Genomic DNA, 14,223 nt, shown 5'->3' on the forward strand with positions numbered 1-14,223 from the left:
TGGTATTGCTGTGACTCTGACCACACTCCGGCTAACGTTATCGCTCATGAACCTGGCGTCGGTTGGCTCGGGGTGGCGAGCGCGCAGTGGGGGGCCGCGGAACTTCGGACTGCGCACGGGTGTGTTATTGGATGCGCAGCGGCGCGAGTTACTCCTACGCGGCGCGATCGGCTCGGCGACTATCCTCGGTGTGCGCGCGCGACGCAACGAATCCGGACACGTTTTCTGGGTTCGAGTGCAGGTAGAAGGCGCGTTGCCATATGAAACCCGGGTACGGCAGCGGATGCGCGAGGACGACCTGGAGCGGATGCGGCCCGGTGACGTGATCGGCTGCCGGGTCGATCCGGGTGATCGCGACCGCCTGGTGCTGTATGTGCCCGATATCGCCGAGTCCGGCCGGGCGAGCATCGCCAAGATCCTCTCCGACGGCCGCCGCGCCGATGCCACGGTGCTGGCCGCCGCACCGGTCGCCGCCGACTACGCCGGTCGCGACGATCCGGTGCTGCGCCTGGATCTGGAACTGCGCGCCTGGGACGAGGTGAAACCGTGGCGTGTGCGGCTGATCCAACCGGTACCGCTGGCCGCGATCGGCCTCGTCGATCTCGGCCAGCACCTCGAGGTCGCCTTCTTCACCGTCGACCGCGGCGAATCCGTCGCGGTCGACTGGCTCGCCTCCCTCGACGAGGACTAGTGCGGCGGCTCGCTGTCCGAGCCGCCGCTTCGCTAACTCTTGGCTTTCACCCGGGCCAGTGCGTGTCCGGTCAACGCGATGAGCGCCGTCTTGGCGGACTCTCGATCCCTGGCGTCGATCATCATCACCGGAACATCGTCGGATAGCGAGAGAGCATCGCGGATGGCATCCTCGGGAAACTTGGGGGCACCTTCGAATTCGTTGACCGCGACCAGGAACGGTAGTCCGTGTTCCTCGAAATAGTCGACCGCGGCGAAACTTTCGTCCACTCGACGGGTGTCGACCAGCAGGATCGCGCCGATCGCGCCGAGGCTGAGGTCGTCCCACATGAACCAGAAGCGGTGCTGGCCCGGGGTGCCGAAAAGGTACAGGACCAGATCGTCGGACAGGGTGATACGGCCGAAATCCATGGCCACCGTGGTGGTCGTCTTGTCCGGGACCGCCGAGGTGTCGTCGATTTCGGAGCTCAGATCGGTCATCAGCGCTTCGGTTTTCAGCGGAACGATATCCGAAACCGCCCCGACCAGAGTGGTTTTGCCGACCCCCATTTCGCCGGCTATCACGATTTTCGCCGAGACCGCGCGGGACGCGGCTTCGGGTGGTGCTTGTTCAGGTGCGGTCATCGAACATCCTCGGCTGCAAGGGGTTTCAACTTACCAGTGGCTCTTCCGTCACGTACCCCCCGCTGATACCGGCTCAATCCTGTGCGGATTGTTTCCGGGTCGCGGCGCGTGCGCGCCGCCGATTCCGTTGCCGCCGACCCCGATTCGGCCCCACCCGGCACCAACTGATTCCCTGGATCTCGTTTCGGTAGCCCGGACGTTGTCCTTTCCGTGATCATCGCATTCGCCGCCCGCTGTGCCGCGGACCAGCCTTTATCGGCCGCCGAATGCCAATTCACCGAAACCGGTAGTTCCCCGGTAGTCGGATCAGCCAGCCACGCCGACATCATGCCCGCGATGCTCGGCGTCGCCGCGGCACCCTCGGTGTGCTGCGCCGACCCGTCCGACGTGGATTCGACGGACTCCGCCGAATCCCCCTCTTCGGATCGACAGAACGCGGTCGTCTTTGTCACTCGCTCCTGCGGCCCGGTCGGGGGGCCCGAATCGGCCGCGCTCGCGGATGGCAGCGCACCGGCCGCCGCGGTCGTGCTCGGTGACTTCGCGGCAGCCCCGCCTGCTTTGCGATGTCCCTTGCGATTGACCCCCGGAACCCGTTTCGGCAGACCATAACTGGTGATCACCGGCGCTGCCGCGGGCGCATCGGCCGCGGACTCCGCCGGCTGCGTCGACTTGGGTGCGGCCGATGGCGGCGCACCGATCCGCCGCGCCGCGGGTGCGGGCTCGGCGACCGGTGTCACCGTCTTGGCCGTCGGCTTGGTAATACCTGCGCCTGCCTCGGCCGCCGCCTTGGTGCCGAAAGTATCCCGATGGATCGGAATCACCGGCTGCAACGTCGACGGATCATCGGAATCCTGCGACGGCACCTCGATCAGCGCGGGCGGAATATGCAGGCTCGCGGTGATTCCCGGACTGAGCGCACGATCGTGCGTCCGGCGCAGTCGCACCGTGATGCCGTGCCGTTCCGCGAGTTTGCCGACCACGAACATGCCCATCTGCCGGGTCGTCGCGACGGTGACCGCGGTCGGTGTCGCCAATCGTGTGTTGATCTCGTTCAATTCGTCCGCCACGATGCCGATGCCCTCGTCGACGACCTCGATGAGCAGGCCGCCCTCGGGGGTCCGGCTGTAGGCGAAGGTGACATCGCTATCGGGCGGCGAGGCCCGCAGCGCGTTCTCCAGCATCTCCGCGATGAGATGCACTACATCGGTGGCCGCGATGCCCGCGACCCAACCCTCGGGTGTGGCACCGGATTTTACCCGCTGATAGTCCTCGACCTCGGAGACCGCGGCGCGCAGAATGTCGCGTACCTCGACCGGTCTGGACCGATCGTGACGCGAGCGGGTACCGGCCAGCACGAGCAGATTGGCGCTGTTGCGTCGCATGCGCGCGGCCAGGTGGTCGAGCCGGAACAGGTGGCCGAGCCGCTCGGGATCCTTTTCCTCGAATTCGAGCGCCTCGATCATGCTGAGCTGGCGATCGACCAGCGTCTGGTTGCGCCGCGCCATGGTCTCGAACATGGTGTTGACCTGATCGCGCAGCAGTTGCTGCTGGGCGGCGAGTTTGAGGGCCTGGGTATGCAAACCGTCCACGGTGCGGGCGATTTCGCCGATTTCCTCAGCGGTGTGCACCGGCACCGGTTTCACCTCGATGTCCTCGAGTTTGGCGCCGCGCATGATCCGCTCGACCTCACTCGGCAGGTCCTTCTCCGCCAGTTCGCTGGCGCCCGCCCGCAGCCTGCGTAGCGGCTGCAGCAGCGAGTGCGCGACCCACAATGCGAGTGCGAGTGCCGCGATCACGGTGCCGAGCACCACCAGAGAGGCCTGAACGGCCGCGGATCGAGCCTCGGCGACTTTGCGGTCGACATCGTGGATGACGCCCTGCACGATCTGGCGCGTCAATCCGGTGAAGACATCGCGGGATTCGATGGCCAGCTGCCGCAACGTCACCAGGTCGACAATGTGCGTGCGTATCGCGCCCTCGATCATGTCCTCGAGTACGGCGGTATTGGGGCGCACCACCTGATCGAGTTGCGGCTTGGCCGTGGGCAATACCCGTTCGACCGCATCGGTGGTGGTCAGGAAGCGTCCCCGGGCGATTTGGAAATTCTCGGCCTGGGTCGGCTGTTGGATCGCCGACATGGCCGCCATCAGCCAGTTGAAGCCCTCGACCTTGCCGACCAGCACATCGGAGAGCTGGGCCTTCGCGGCCACGACGGAGCCGACGCCGATCGGGGTGAGTAATTTGTCCACGGTGGCGATGGCATCGACGACGATCGCGTTGTTCAGCTCGATGGCCTTCGCCGGCTCGCCGCCGCCCTTACCGCCCGAGCGGATGACCTCGCTGGTCGCGGTCATCTGCTTCAACGCCCTGGCGACCCTCGCGTCGATGCCCTTACGTCCCGCGCGCACCGTGGCTTGGGTAATAGCCGTTGACAATTCGACCAGGTCCTGGTCGGTGGTGGTGCCGTAGACCTGCCCGCCGGCGACGGTCGAGGCCGCCGATTCGAGTGCGGTAATCGCCGGAATATCGGAGATGCGGTCGGCCGCATTGTCGTATTCGGAGTAATCGCGGAAGAAGACCGTCAGGCGCAGACCACCGAGCAGAATGGCCGCGGCCAGTGGAAGTGCAACGGCTGCACCGACTTTCCAGCGAACTCGCCATTGCTCGAGATTCCGCCACCGAGTGTGCGCGAAGATGCCCTGCGCCACCCTACATACCGCCTTCCGCTCGGATCAGGACGATCCGGCCACTTCGCGTCGGCGAAATGTCCGGTGCACAGCCGTGATCCGTCTCACCTTTGTTTTTCGAGCGACCGGCAGGCGGTCGGCTGACGTCGGGACACCAGTCAGCATCGGTACCATACTGGCTCCCGGCCGAGGGTTGCGCGTTATTGGCGCGAACCCGGAGGCGTCCATTCCATTCCGTGATCTTCGGCCCCGCGATTCGCCGGGACGGCGGCGTGCCGACCCGGACTACCGGTGGCAACGGTGCTCAGAGATGAACAAAGGTGAACCCCGCTGAACGCAGTGCGGGCAGCGCCGCCGTCATTCCGACGGCCGTTCCGGAATTCGGCCGGTGCATATGCGCCAGCGAGATCGCGCCGGGCGCTGCGGCTTTCATCGCATTCTGGACTTGTGCCGCGCTCGCGGTCGCGCCGTAGTCGGCGTTGATGCTGAAACCGACCGGCCGCTCGCCCAACTCGTTGACGATCGCGACCGCGACATCGTCGTAGTGCGCGGTACCGGCGCGGAAGAACCGTGGCGGTTTGCCGAGCAGGGTGGTGAGCCGTTCGTGATTGGACCAGACCTCGTCGACGGCCTCCTGTGCTGAGCCGGTGCCCGGGATCTCGTAGGCGGCTCGGCCGGTCACCGAGAGCGGCTTGTGTGCCACACCGTGATTCGCCAGCTCGAACAGCGGATTGGCCGCCAATTGGGCGGCGCGGCCGGGATTGGCATCGATCCAGCGCTTATTGAGGAAGAGCGTGGCCGGAATCTGCTGGGAGATGAGCAGATTCAGCAACGTCTCGTCGATATCGTTATTGCCGGGCCCGCCGCACGCGTCGAAGGTGACCGCCATTTGTTTACCGGTCGCCGCGAAAGAGCTGGTGATGCCGTCCATCGCCATACCCCACTGCGTCGGCTGCGCTCCGGCGTGCCGGGCGGCCACCGCCGCGGGGGAGGTGGCCGCCGGCGCCTGTTGCATCGGAGATCTCGGAATGGCCTGCACGTCAACGGCGTTCGCGGCGGTGGTCGCTCTCGATTGCGCGCCAGTCGTATTGCCCTTATCGGTACTGCAACCTGCGACGAAAGCCGCGGCCGCGGCCCCGAACCCGATCAGCCTCCGCCGCGACACATTCCTATCCAGCATTCCCCGTTAACTCTCTCTCCCAGCCATTCACCGGGGATGCTACGCGATATGTCTTTTTCGCCGCACAGGAGCAGCGGATGCGCTGTTTTCGGCCGCGCGAGCGGGCAGTCCAGACGTATGCCTGGTCCAGCGGGTAGCCGAGTTGTCGGACGAGGTCGCCGCAGATAGCCGGACACCGCGGTGGCAATGGACCCGCCGCGATGTCCAGCCGGGGAGCTCGTGCGCTACGCGTGCGCGACGGCGGACCAGCCGGCAACTTCCTGCGGCTGGCGCGGGCCCGGGCCGGTGTAGATGGCGGCCGGGCGGACCAGCTTGCCCAGCTGCTTCTGCTCCAGGATGTGCGCACACCAACCGGCGGTGCGGCCACAGGTGAACATCGCGGGCATCATGTGCGCGGGGACCTCGGCGAAGTCCAGGATGACCGCCGCCCAGAACTCGACATTGGTCTCGATGGCGCGGTCCGGACGACGCTCACGCAGCTCGGCGAGCGCGGCCTGCTCCAGCGCGGCGGCGACCTCGAAGCGCGGAGCGTTCAGGCGCTGCGCGGTGGCGCGCAGCACGCGGGCACGCGGATCCTCGGCCCGGTAGACCCGGTGGCCGAAGCCCATCAGCTTTTCCTTGCGGTCCAGGATGCCCTTGACCAAAGCGCGTGCGTCACCGGACTTTTCGACGGCCTCGATCATCGGCAGCACGCGCGCGGGCGCACCGCCGTGCAGCGGACCCGACATCGCACCGATCGCACCCGACAGCGCCGCGGCGACATCGGCACCCGTCGAGGCGATGACCCGGGCGGTGAAAGTGGAGGCATTCATGCCGTGCTCGGCCGCGGAAACCCAGTAGGCGTCGATTGCCTCGGTGTGCCGCGGATCCGGATCGCCCTTCCAGCGAGTCATGAACCGCTCGGTCACCGTGGTGCACTCGTCGATTTTCTGCTGCGGTACCGCGGGCTGGTAGATGCCGCGCGCGGACTGCGCGACATAGGACAGCGCCATCACCGAGGCGCGCGCCAGATTCTCCCGCGCCGTCTCGTCGTCGATATCCAGCAGCGGCTGGTAGCCCCAGATCGGGGCGAGCATGGCCAGTCCAGCCTGCACGTCGACGCGCACGTCACCGGTGTGCACCGGCAGCGGGAACGGCTCCGCCGGCGGAAGGCCGTGACCGAATTCGCCGTCCACCAGCAGTGCCCACACGTCGCCGAACGTCACCTGCGAGCCGACGAGATCCTGGATATCGACGCCGCGGTAGCGCAGCGCGCCGCCGTCCTTATCGGGTTCGGCGATATCGGTGGTGAAGGCCACCACGCCTTCCAGGCCGCTGACGAAATCAGAGGGTACGGCGGTCTGCCCACTGGGCACCGCATGGCTGGTAGTCATGTTGTGACTCTCCTTGCACTTCGGTTCGCATGTTCTCGTCGATGAGGGGTGAGGCTCGCCAAGCACATGCCGATCAACAAGACCTTAGCTCCCTGCTACCGCGGAGTAACGTCTGGCCCATGCGTGACCTGGACAATTCATCTCTCCGTCAGGAAATGGCCGAAAATGATCGGGTGCTGTTCCCGGCGACCGATCTGGCCGCCATGCGGGCCGACTACGGTGGCATGCCATTCGGCAGCGGTGAGGACACCGATCTGGACGAAACCTGGCTGGCCGGCGGCTGGGAGCCGCTGCTTCGGCACTGGATCGAACAGGCCACCGCCGTCGGCATCCCCGAGCCCAATGCCATGGTGATCGCGACCGTCGCACTCACCGATGCCGGGCCGCGTCCGGTCGCCAGGACGGTGCTGTGTAAAGGCCTCTCACCGGAAGGTGTGACCTTTTACACGAACTACGACTCGGCCAAGGGCAACCAGTTGGCGAGTGTGCCGTTCGCGGCCGCGACCTTCGTCTGGCCCGCGCTTGGTCGCCAGGTGCACGTGCGCGGGCCGGTCGCGCAAGTCGGCGCCGAGACGACCGCCGTCTACTGGCGTTCCCGTCCGCGGGATTCGCAGCTGGGCGCCTGGGCCTCGCGGCAATCCCGGCCGATAGCCTCGCGCGCCGAACTCGATCGCACCATGGCCGAGACCACCGCCCGCTTCGCCGACGTCGACGAGATCCCGGTGCCGCCGCATTGGGGCGGCTACCTGATCCGCCCCGACGAGGTGGAATTCTGGCAGGGACGCCGGGGGCGGCTGCACAACCGGATCCGGGTGCGGATCAGCGGCGAAACCATGACGGTCGACCGACTACAACCCTAGAAGACCCACCCGCCGCCCGACCGCCCCCTCATCGCATCGCTGCGCGATGCTGAACGTCATTGCCCCGACATCGGTGGGCCGCCTACCGACTCATTACGCTGCGGTCGGTGAAACTGCTCGCCGACACCACCCCGCTGCGCTATCCCGATTTCCGACGGCTGTGGACCAGCAACATCGTCACCGTCATCGGTTCGCAGTTGGCTGTGGTGGCCGTCCCGCAGCAGATATTCGAGATCACCGGCAGCTCCGGTTACGTCGGTCTGGCCGGGCTGTTCGGCCTGGTCCCATTGATCGTGTTCGGTCTGTGGGGCGGTGCGCTGGCCGATGTGATGGACCGGCGCAAGCTCATGCTCGTCACCAACTGCGGCACCGGTGTAACCGCCTTGGCCTTCTGGGTGCAGGCCGCTGCCGGGCTCGATAACGTCTGGATCGTGCTCGGCCTGTTCGCTTTCCAGCAGGCGTTCTTCGCAGTGAATCAACCGACCCGCAGCGCCGCGATTCCGCGGCTGTTGCCCGCCGAACACCTGGCCGCGGCCAGTGCGCTCAGCATGACCGTGCAGCAGACCGGTGCCATTGCCGGACCGGTGCTCGCGGGTGTGCTGATCCCTGTTGTGGGTCTGTCGACGCTGTATCTGATCGACGCGATCGCGCTGCTCGCCACTCTCTGGGCGGTGCTGCGGCTGCCCGCCATTCCACCGACCGGGACCGCGCGCAAGGCCGGATTCCGCACTGTCCTGGACGGTTTCGCCTATCTGGCGACCCAACGCATCCTGCTCGCTTCCTTCGTGGTCGATGTGATCGCCATGGTCTTCGGCATGCCGCGCGCGATCTATCCGCAGATCGCGCACGAGACCTTCGGTGACCCGGCCAGCGGTGGTGTCGCACTCGGTCTGCTGTTCGCTTCCATGTCGGTCGGCGCGGTGCTCGGCGGGGTGTTCTCCGGCTGGATCTCACACGTGCGCCGCCAAGGTCGGGTGGTGGTGGTCTGTATCGCGCTCTGGGGGCTGGCCATGGTCGGCTTCGGTGTCGTCGTCGGCTGGACCGGTCACGGCCTCGGCGTCGGGCCTGGACTGTGGATCGCCTTGGCCTGCTCGGCCTTCGGCGGCGCGGTGGATATGGTCTCGGCCGCACTGCGCATCGCCATGCTGCAGACCGTCACCACCGACGAGATGCGCGGCCGTCTGCAAGGGGTGTTCATCGTGATCGTCGCCGGCGGACCGCGCATCGGTGATGTTGCCCACGGTTTTGCCGCAGCGAGCCTGGGTACCGCGGTTGCCGCGGCAGGCGGCGGTGTGCTGGTCGTTATCGGGGTGTCGCTGGCTGCGCTCGTGTTCCCGGCCTTCGTGCGCTATCGCGTCGCCAGGTCGCACGCGGTGCCGGTGTCCGGATGAGTGAAAACCTCACGGCAGGCGAAGTTGTTTGTGAGTTCGGTCGGTGGGCACCCTCGTTCTCGGGCCGCGCGAGCAGCGACTAGCGTCTAGGGGAGAGCACCGCCGTGCCGACCGCACCCCGATGCTGACGGTCCTAGCCTGAGAGGGATCCTTCCGTGCCCGAAAAAGACCACATCAACGACGCCAAGCCGGTTCTGAGCTACCCCGGCGGCGAATACGCCATGACGATCGCCCAGGCCAAAGAAGGCAACGACGGCGTCGATCTCGGCAAACTGCTGGCCAGCACCGGGTACGTGACCTACGACCCCGGATTCATGAACACAGCGCCGACCAAGTCGGCGATCACCTACATCGACGGCGAAGCGGGCATCCTGCGCTACCGCGGCTACCCGATCGACCAGCTCGCGGAGTCCTCGAACTTCATCGAGGTCAGCTACCTGCTGATCTACGGCGAGCTGCCGACCCAGGCACAGCTGGATGAGTTCACCGACCGGATCCGCCGCCACACCCTGCTGCACGAGGACCTCAAGCGATTCTTCGACGGCTTCCCACGTAACGCGCACCCGATGCCGGTGCTGTCCTCGGCGGTGAACGCGCTTTCGGCGTACTACCAGGACTCGCTGGACCCGAGGGATCCCGAACAGGTCGAACTGTCGACCATTCGACTATTGGCCAAACTGCCCACCATCGCGGCCTACTCGTACAAGAAGTCGGTCGGCCAGCCCTTCCTCTACCCGGACAACTCGCTGAGCCTGGTGGAGAACTTCCTGCGGATGACCTTCGGCTTCCCGGCCGAACCCTACGAGGTCGACCCGGAGATCGCCGCCGCACTCGACATGCTGCTGATCCTGCACGCCGACCACGAGCAGAACTGCTCCACCTCCACCGTGCGCCTGGTCGGTTCCTCCGACGCCAACTTGTTCACCTCCGTCTCCGGCGGTATCAACGCGCTGTGGGGCCCGCTGCACGGCGGCGCCAACCAGGCCGTGCTGGAAATGCTGGATGGCATCAAGGCCGAGGGCGGTAACGTCAAGGAATTCATCCGCAAGGTCAAGAACAAGGAAGACGGCGTGAAGCTCATGGGCTTCGGGCACCGCGTCTACCGCAACTACGACCCGCGCGCCTCGATCGCCAAGAAGCATGCCGACGCGATTCTGTCCAAGCTCGGCGGTGACGACGAATTGTTCGATATCGCAAAGGCTCTCGAAGAGGCCGCGCTCACCGACGAGTACTTCATCTCGCGCCAGCTATACCCGAACGTCGACTTCTACACCGGTGTCATCTACAAGGCGATGGGCTTCCCGACCCGCATGTTCACCGTGCTGTTCGCGATGGGCCGGCTGCCGGGTTGGATCGCGCACTGGCGGGAAATGCACAGCGAGCCTTTGAAGATCGGCCGTCCGCGCCAGATCTACACCGGTTACGGTCATCGCGACTACCACGAGATCAACAGCCGCTAATTACACACCGATTCAACGTCACCTATCAGAGGGGATAGCCGAATGACCAAGCCGGAGATCGAATTCCAGGCGGGCCCAGCTCCGACCGAGCTGGTTATCAAGGACCTCGTCGAGGGCGAGGGCGCCGAGGCCGTGCCCGGCGGCACCGTCGAGGTGCATTATGTCGGTGTGGAATTCGAGTCCGGCGAGGAGTTCGACTCGTCCTGGAAGCGTGGCGAATCCATCAGCTTCCCGCTGCGCGGCCTGATCCAGGGCTGGCAGGATGGCATCCCCGGCATGAAGGTCGGCGGCCGCCGCCAACTGACCATCCCGCCGCAGCTCGCCTACGGCCCCGCCGGTGCCGGACACCACCTCTCCGGCAAGACCCTGGTCTTCGTGATCGATCTGCTCGACGTCATCAACTGAGCGAAAACGCTTACTGCGGCCCGTGTTCCACTCGGTGGAACACGGGCCGCAGTCGATTGATCGCGCTCCAGCCCGAGCACCGGAACCACACCCTGAGCCAGCCAGCGCCCGCAGCTGTCACGGTGTGGCGGAAACGGACTGTCCCTGAGCCAGAAGGGCGATCGGCTCGGGATACCAGCCGTAAAGTATCAAGTGAAGAGTCGTGGTAGCAGCGGCCCGACCGAGCCGGCAACGCCACCACCGACTCGCTCCTGGACTACTGGTTGCGGACGGTACTACGCGGGTCGCGAACCGACGACATAGTCCAGGCCGCAGGACGTCGCTGCGGCCGATTGAAGGGCGACGTACGCAGCAACGGCAGGATCTGATCCAGCCCGCCGCTCACCGTATCCGCGCTCAGTCGGACCTGCTGACCCTAGAGTTCCGAATTGGCATCGTCGCCGGCCGAACTCTGAGAGTTCGATCAGGGCCGCAGCTGATTTCGTCGGGGTCAGGAAAGCTCGGCGCCGGTGGGCTCCGCGGACCGCGTCGTGTCGACCACCCGGCCGAAATCGAGCTTGACCAGCTGGTCCGCGTGGTGGAAATAGCGGTCATCGTGGGTGATCACGATGACGGTCTTCCCGCGCTGTTTGAGCTCGGTGAGAATTTCCTGATAGAAGATGTCGCGGAACTTGGGCTCCTGGTCGGCGGCCCACTCGTCGAAGACATAGATCTGCCGATCCTCTAGCAGGGCGGTCAACAGCGCGAGCCGTTTACGTTGGCCCTGCGACAGATCGATGGTGGACAACCGCCCGTCCTGCACCGTCACCTTGTGCGCGATCTGCAACTGCTCGAGATAGCGGCGCACCGCACCGTCGAGTCCGGGCCGATCGAAGCCAAGGTACTCCTCGAACAGGTGGAAGTCGGTGAAGATCGCCGAGGAGTTCTGCCGGAACCACTCGATATTCTCGTGGTCGATCGGCTCGCCATTGAGCGAAAGCGTGCCCGTCTGCGGCACATACAGTCCCGTGATCAGCTTGGCCAGCGTCGATTTACCGCTGCCGTTACCGCCGACGATGAAGGTGATCTGCCCGGGTTCGAAGACCAAATCCAGCGGGCCGAGCCGGAATCCGGACTCGCCATTGTTCGCCTCAGGGCCGAGCGGCATCGGCCGGTTGTCGTGTCCGCTGTGGTCGACGAACCGACGTCCGTTGACATCCGGACGCGGACCGCCGGGACGTGGACCCCGCCCTGGCGGATGCGAGCCACGTCCTGGTCCGCCGGGACCCGGCGGGAACGGCGGCGACGGCTCCATCCGGTAGCTGTAGGCGACATTCGTCAGCTCCAGCCGTGCCGCGTCGACGGGGGGACGATCGGTGAACGGCAACCGCTCCTCGTCGTGCATGGTCTCCATGGACAGATTCATGGCGCGGATCTTCGCCAGCGCCACATCACCGCGCAGCAGATCCGGAATGCGGTGCATGAAGTTCTGCATCGGCATCGCCAGGAAGGTCGTCACCAGGACATAGCCGACCATCACATCGCGCGATAAGTTGAGCGGTGCGACCAGTACGAACAGGATCAGCGCCATGGTGGCGAGCTGTAGTGCCTGGCCGAATCCCTGTGCCACCGAGAATTTGGATCCGGCATCGACATTCTGCGCACGCAGCGTCGCGGCCGAACCGAGCAGATGCCGCTGCATGAAATCGCGGCGCCGCCCCCGGTGCAACTTCAACTCTTTGATGCCCAGCGTCACGGCCTGGTACGACCGCAACAGCGCGTCCTCGTTCTCCCGCGCCTCGCGATAGATATTGCGCACCCGCGCGAGAATCACCTCGACACAGGCGATCCCGAGCAGGGTGCCCGCCACGGTCACCGCGAACAACGGACCCGAGACCACCAGCAGGAAAACGAAGCAGCCGACAATGGTGGCCACATCGATGCAGATACTCGGAATGGCGGTCACGGCCTGCGAGAGCGAGCGCACATCCTCGGTCAGCGTGGCCATCAGGCGGTGCATGCCGAGCCGTTCCAGATGCTCGAGCGGCGCTGAAACGATTCCGGAACTCAGGTCCGCGCGCAGCCGGTAGATCGCCTCCTGGGCAAGGCGAATCAGCAGTACCTGCGACAGTACGCCACCGACCAGAATGACCACACCTGTGAGGGCGAAGCTCTGGATATCGACGTGTGGATGCGGTTCCGGCGACACCACACCCCTGATGAGAGTCACCAGATAGGTATTGGCCGCACCACAGATGAGGCCCGCGGCGATGACGGCCGCGATCCGCGTCCAGGAGATCGAGATGAGGAATCGGATGAGTTGCATGGTTGCTGCGCTCCTGAGGCCGGTGCCTAATTACCGGCGAATGATGTCGAAGATGATGCCTTCGAGGGTGACCCCCGGCGCGAAGGAAAACGCCACACCGGTCGAGATCGGCTTCGCCGCATCCTGCCGGATCATTTGTTCCAGCACGAATATGAGCGACACGCTCAGCATATTGCCGAACCTGGCCAGTACATCCCAGCTCAGTACCGCGCGCTCCGGCGCGATCCCGAGTGAATGCACGGACTCCTCGATGATCTTCGGCCCACCGGGGTGGATCGCCCACAAATCCACATCGGACTTCTGCAATCCGTTGCGCTGCAAGACCTCGGTGACCACGGGATCGACCCCGGTGTAGATGTACTGGGGCAGATTCTCCGACAGCTCACAGGTGATGCCGTTCTGGTTGACACCGAGCACGATGCCGTCCTCGGCATCATCGAAGAGCCGGCTGAAGCTGTCCCGGATCACTACCTTGCCCGGAGCCAGCGGCTGCTGGACCTGACTCGCACCGATCACCACCGCACCGCAGCCGTCACCGAACAGACTGTGGATGATGACATCGTTGATGTTGTCGTCGAAGACGGCGTTCACCGAGCTCAGCTCGATGCAGACGACCATCGCCTTCTTATCCGGATGTGCCCGAACGTAATCCACGGCCGTCCGAATGCCGTTCATCGCGGCCGCGCAGCCCATGAAGTTCACCACGACCCGTCCGACCGACGGCGACAAGCCGAGCTGCTTCACGACCGCGACATCCACGCCCGGCGCGATGAATCCGGTGCTGGTCACGAAGACCAGCAAGCCGATCTCCGCCGCCGCGTCGTCGATACCGGCGAGGGCACGTCCCGCGACATCGACGGCCAGCGGTACCGCGTGGCGGTAGAACAGCTTCATTCGGTCCCGGATCGTGCCGCGCTCCCGGCCGAATCGCAGGAATTCGGGATCGAGCGGATCGACGACCAGTCGGCGGCCGTCGATCCTCGTCTTCTGGTAGATCCGCGAAATCCGCGCCCGCTGCTGCGGATCGGTGAACAGTTCGGCCACCCGAGCGGCGGCGCCCGCTTGGTCGACGAGCTGCTTCGGCGCACCGGTCGCGATGCTCTCGATTACGCCGACCGCGGTCGGCGGCGCCGGTGGCAGCCTATGCTGCACGAGGCCGTGACCGTGTTCGTCCCCCTGACGAGCCGCCGGCGTTCCCTCATCGATAGTGATTGACACGAGATTCTCCCCGTTCTTGTGAAAATGGTG

General features: G+C 65.5%; 11 protein-coding genes. 5 read left to right on the forward strand and 6 right to left on the reverse strand.

Translation table 11 applies throughout. From position 1 onward, the window contains the following. Positions 1-46 precede the first annotated feature (46 nt). Positions 47-691, forward strand: coding sequence for a hypothetical protein (locus ACW2Q0_RS03280; protein ID WP_457185872.1), 645 nt, complete (start codon positions 47-49; stop codon positions 689-691). Positions 692-723: 32 nt separating this feature from the next. On the opposite strand, the gene ACW2Q0_RS03285 is transcribed toward ACW2Q0_RS03280, so the two are convergent. The 4 genes from ACW2Q0_RS03285 to ACW2Q0_RS03300 all read right to left on the reverse strand — a co-directional run bounded on the left by ACW2Q0_RS03285 (position 724) and on the right by ACW2Q0_RS03300 (position 6,554). After that, positions 724-1,314 carry a GTP-binding protein gene (locus tag ACW2Q0_RS03285; RefSeq protein ID WP_457185874.1) on the reverse strand — a complete coding sequence of 197 codons (591 nt, stop codon included), beginning with the start codon at positions 1,312-1,314 and terminating at the stop codon, positions 724-726. Next, complete coding sequence (locus ACW2Q0_RS03290; protein ID WP_457185876.1) at positions 1,311-4,022, reverse strand: ATP-binding protein; 2,712 nt, start codon at positions 4,020-4,022, stop codon at positions 1,311-1,313. Before ACW2Q0_RS03290 ends, ACW2Q0_RS03285 begins: the two co-directional genes overlap by 4 nt. Positions 4,023-4,305: 283 nt before the next feature. Further along, a complete protein-coding gene (locus ACW2Q0_RS03295; RefSeq protein ID WP_457185878.1) occupies positions 4,306-5,016 on the reverse strand; it encodes a polysaccharide deacetylase family protein in 711 nt (236 codons plus the stop codon). 389 nt (positions 5,017-5,405) lie between these two features. After that, on the reverse strand, positions 5,406-6,554 hold the full coding sequence (locus ACW2Q0_RS03300) for a citrate synthase 2 (RefSeq protein WP_457185880.1): 1,149 nt from the start codon (positions 6,552-6,554) through the stop codon (positions 5,406-5,408). A 155-nt stretch (positions 6,555-6,709) separates the two neighbouring features. On the opposite strand from ACW2Q0_RS03300, the gene pdxH reads away from it, so the two are divergent. The 4 genes from pdxH (at position 6,710) to ACW2Q0_RS03320 (ending at position 10,670) form a co-directional block, all read left to right on the forward strand. Further along, positions 6,710-7,414 carry a pyridoxamine 5'-phosphate oxidase gene (gene pdxH, locus ACW2Q0_RS03305; RefSeq protein WP_457186121.1) on the forward strand — a complete coding sequence of 235 codons (705 nt, stop codon included), beginning with the start codon at positions 6,710-6,712 and terminating at the stop codon, positions 7,412-7,414. A gap of 107 nt (positions 7,415-7,521) precedes the next feature. Further along, positions 7,522-8,805: an MFS transporter gene (locus ACW2Q0_RS03310; protein WP_457185882.1), complete on the forward strand. Its 1,284-nt coding sequence runs from the start codon at positions 7,522-7,524 to the stop codon at positions 8,803-8,805. A 155-nt stretch (positions 8,806-8,960) separates the two neighbouring features. Further along, positions 8,961-10,265 carry a citrate synthase gene (locus ACW2Q0_RS03315; RefSeq protein ID WP_457185884.1) on the forward strand — a complete coding sequence of 435 codons (1,305 nt, stop codon included), beginning with the start codon at positions 8,961-8,963 and terminating at the stop codon, positions 10,263-10,265. A 42-nt stretch (positions 10,266-10,307) separates the two neighbouring features. Further along, positions 10,308-10,670, forward strand: a complete 363-nt coding sequence (locus ACW2Q0_RS03320; RefSeq protein ID WP_457185886.1) for an FKBP-type peptidyl-prolyl cis-trans isomerase — start codon at positions 10,308-10,310, stop codon at positions 10,668-10,670. 490 nt (positions 10,671-11,160) lie between these two features. Here the strand turns inward: ACW2Q0_RS03320 and ACW2Q0_RS03325 are convergent, their stop codons facing one another. Further along, positions 11,161-12,975: an ATP-binding cassette domain-containing protein gene (locus tag ACW2Q0_RS03325; protein WP_457185888.1), complete on the reverse strand. Its 1,815-nt coding sequence runs from the start codon at positions 12,973-12,975 to the stop codon at positions 11,161-11,163. A gap of 30 nt (positions 12,976-13,005) precedes the next feature. Continuing rightward, on the reverse strand, positions 13,006-14,193 hold the full coding sequence (locus tag ACW2Q0_RS03330) for a type III polyketide synthase (protein WP_457185890.1): 1,188 nt from the start codon (positions 14,191-14,193) through the stop codon (positions 13,006-13,008). Between the last annotated feature and the right edge of the window lie 30 nt (positions 14,194-14,223).

It is taken from the genome of Nocardia citri (genome assembly GCF_054065835.1).

Coding starts and splice junctions, on each gene's coding strand:
- ACW2Q0_RS03325 (WP_457185888.1), bottom strand. CDS start 12,975: ATGCAACTCATCCGATTCCTCATCTCGATCTCCTGGACGCGGATCGCG.
- ACW2Q0_RS03285 (WP_457185874.1), bottom strand. CDS start 1,314: ATGACCGCACCTGAACAAGCACCACCCGAAGCCGCGTCCCGCGCGGTC.
- ACW2Q0_RS03300 (WP_457185880.1), bottom strand. CDS start 6,554: ATGACTACCAGCCATGCGGTGCCCAGTGGGCAGACCGCCGTACCCTCT.
- ACW2Q0_RS03320 (WP_457185886.1), top strand. CDS start 10,308: ATGACCAAGCCGGAGATCGAATTCCAGGCGGGCCCAGCTCCGACCGAG.
- ACW2Q0_RS03295 (WP_457185878.1), bottom strand. CDS start 5,016: ATGCAACAGGCGCCGGCGGCCACCTCCCCCGCGGCGGTGGCCGCCCGG.
- pdxH (WP_457186121.1), top strand. CDS start 6,710: ATGGCCGAAAATGATCGGGTGCTGTTCCCGGCGACCGATCTGGCCGCC.
- ACW2Q0_RS03280 (WP_457185872.1), top strand. CDS start 47: ATGAACCTGGCGTCGGTTGGCTCGGGGTGGCGAGCGCGCAGTGGGGGG.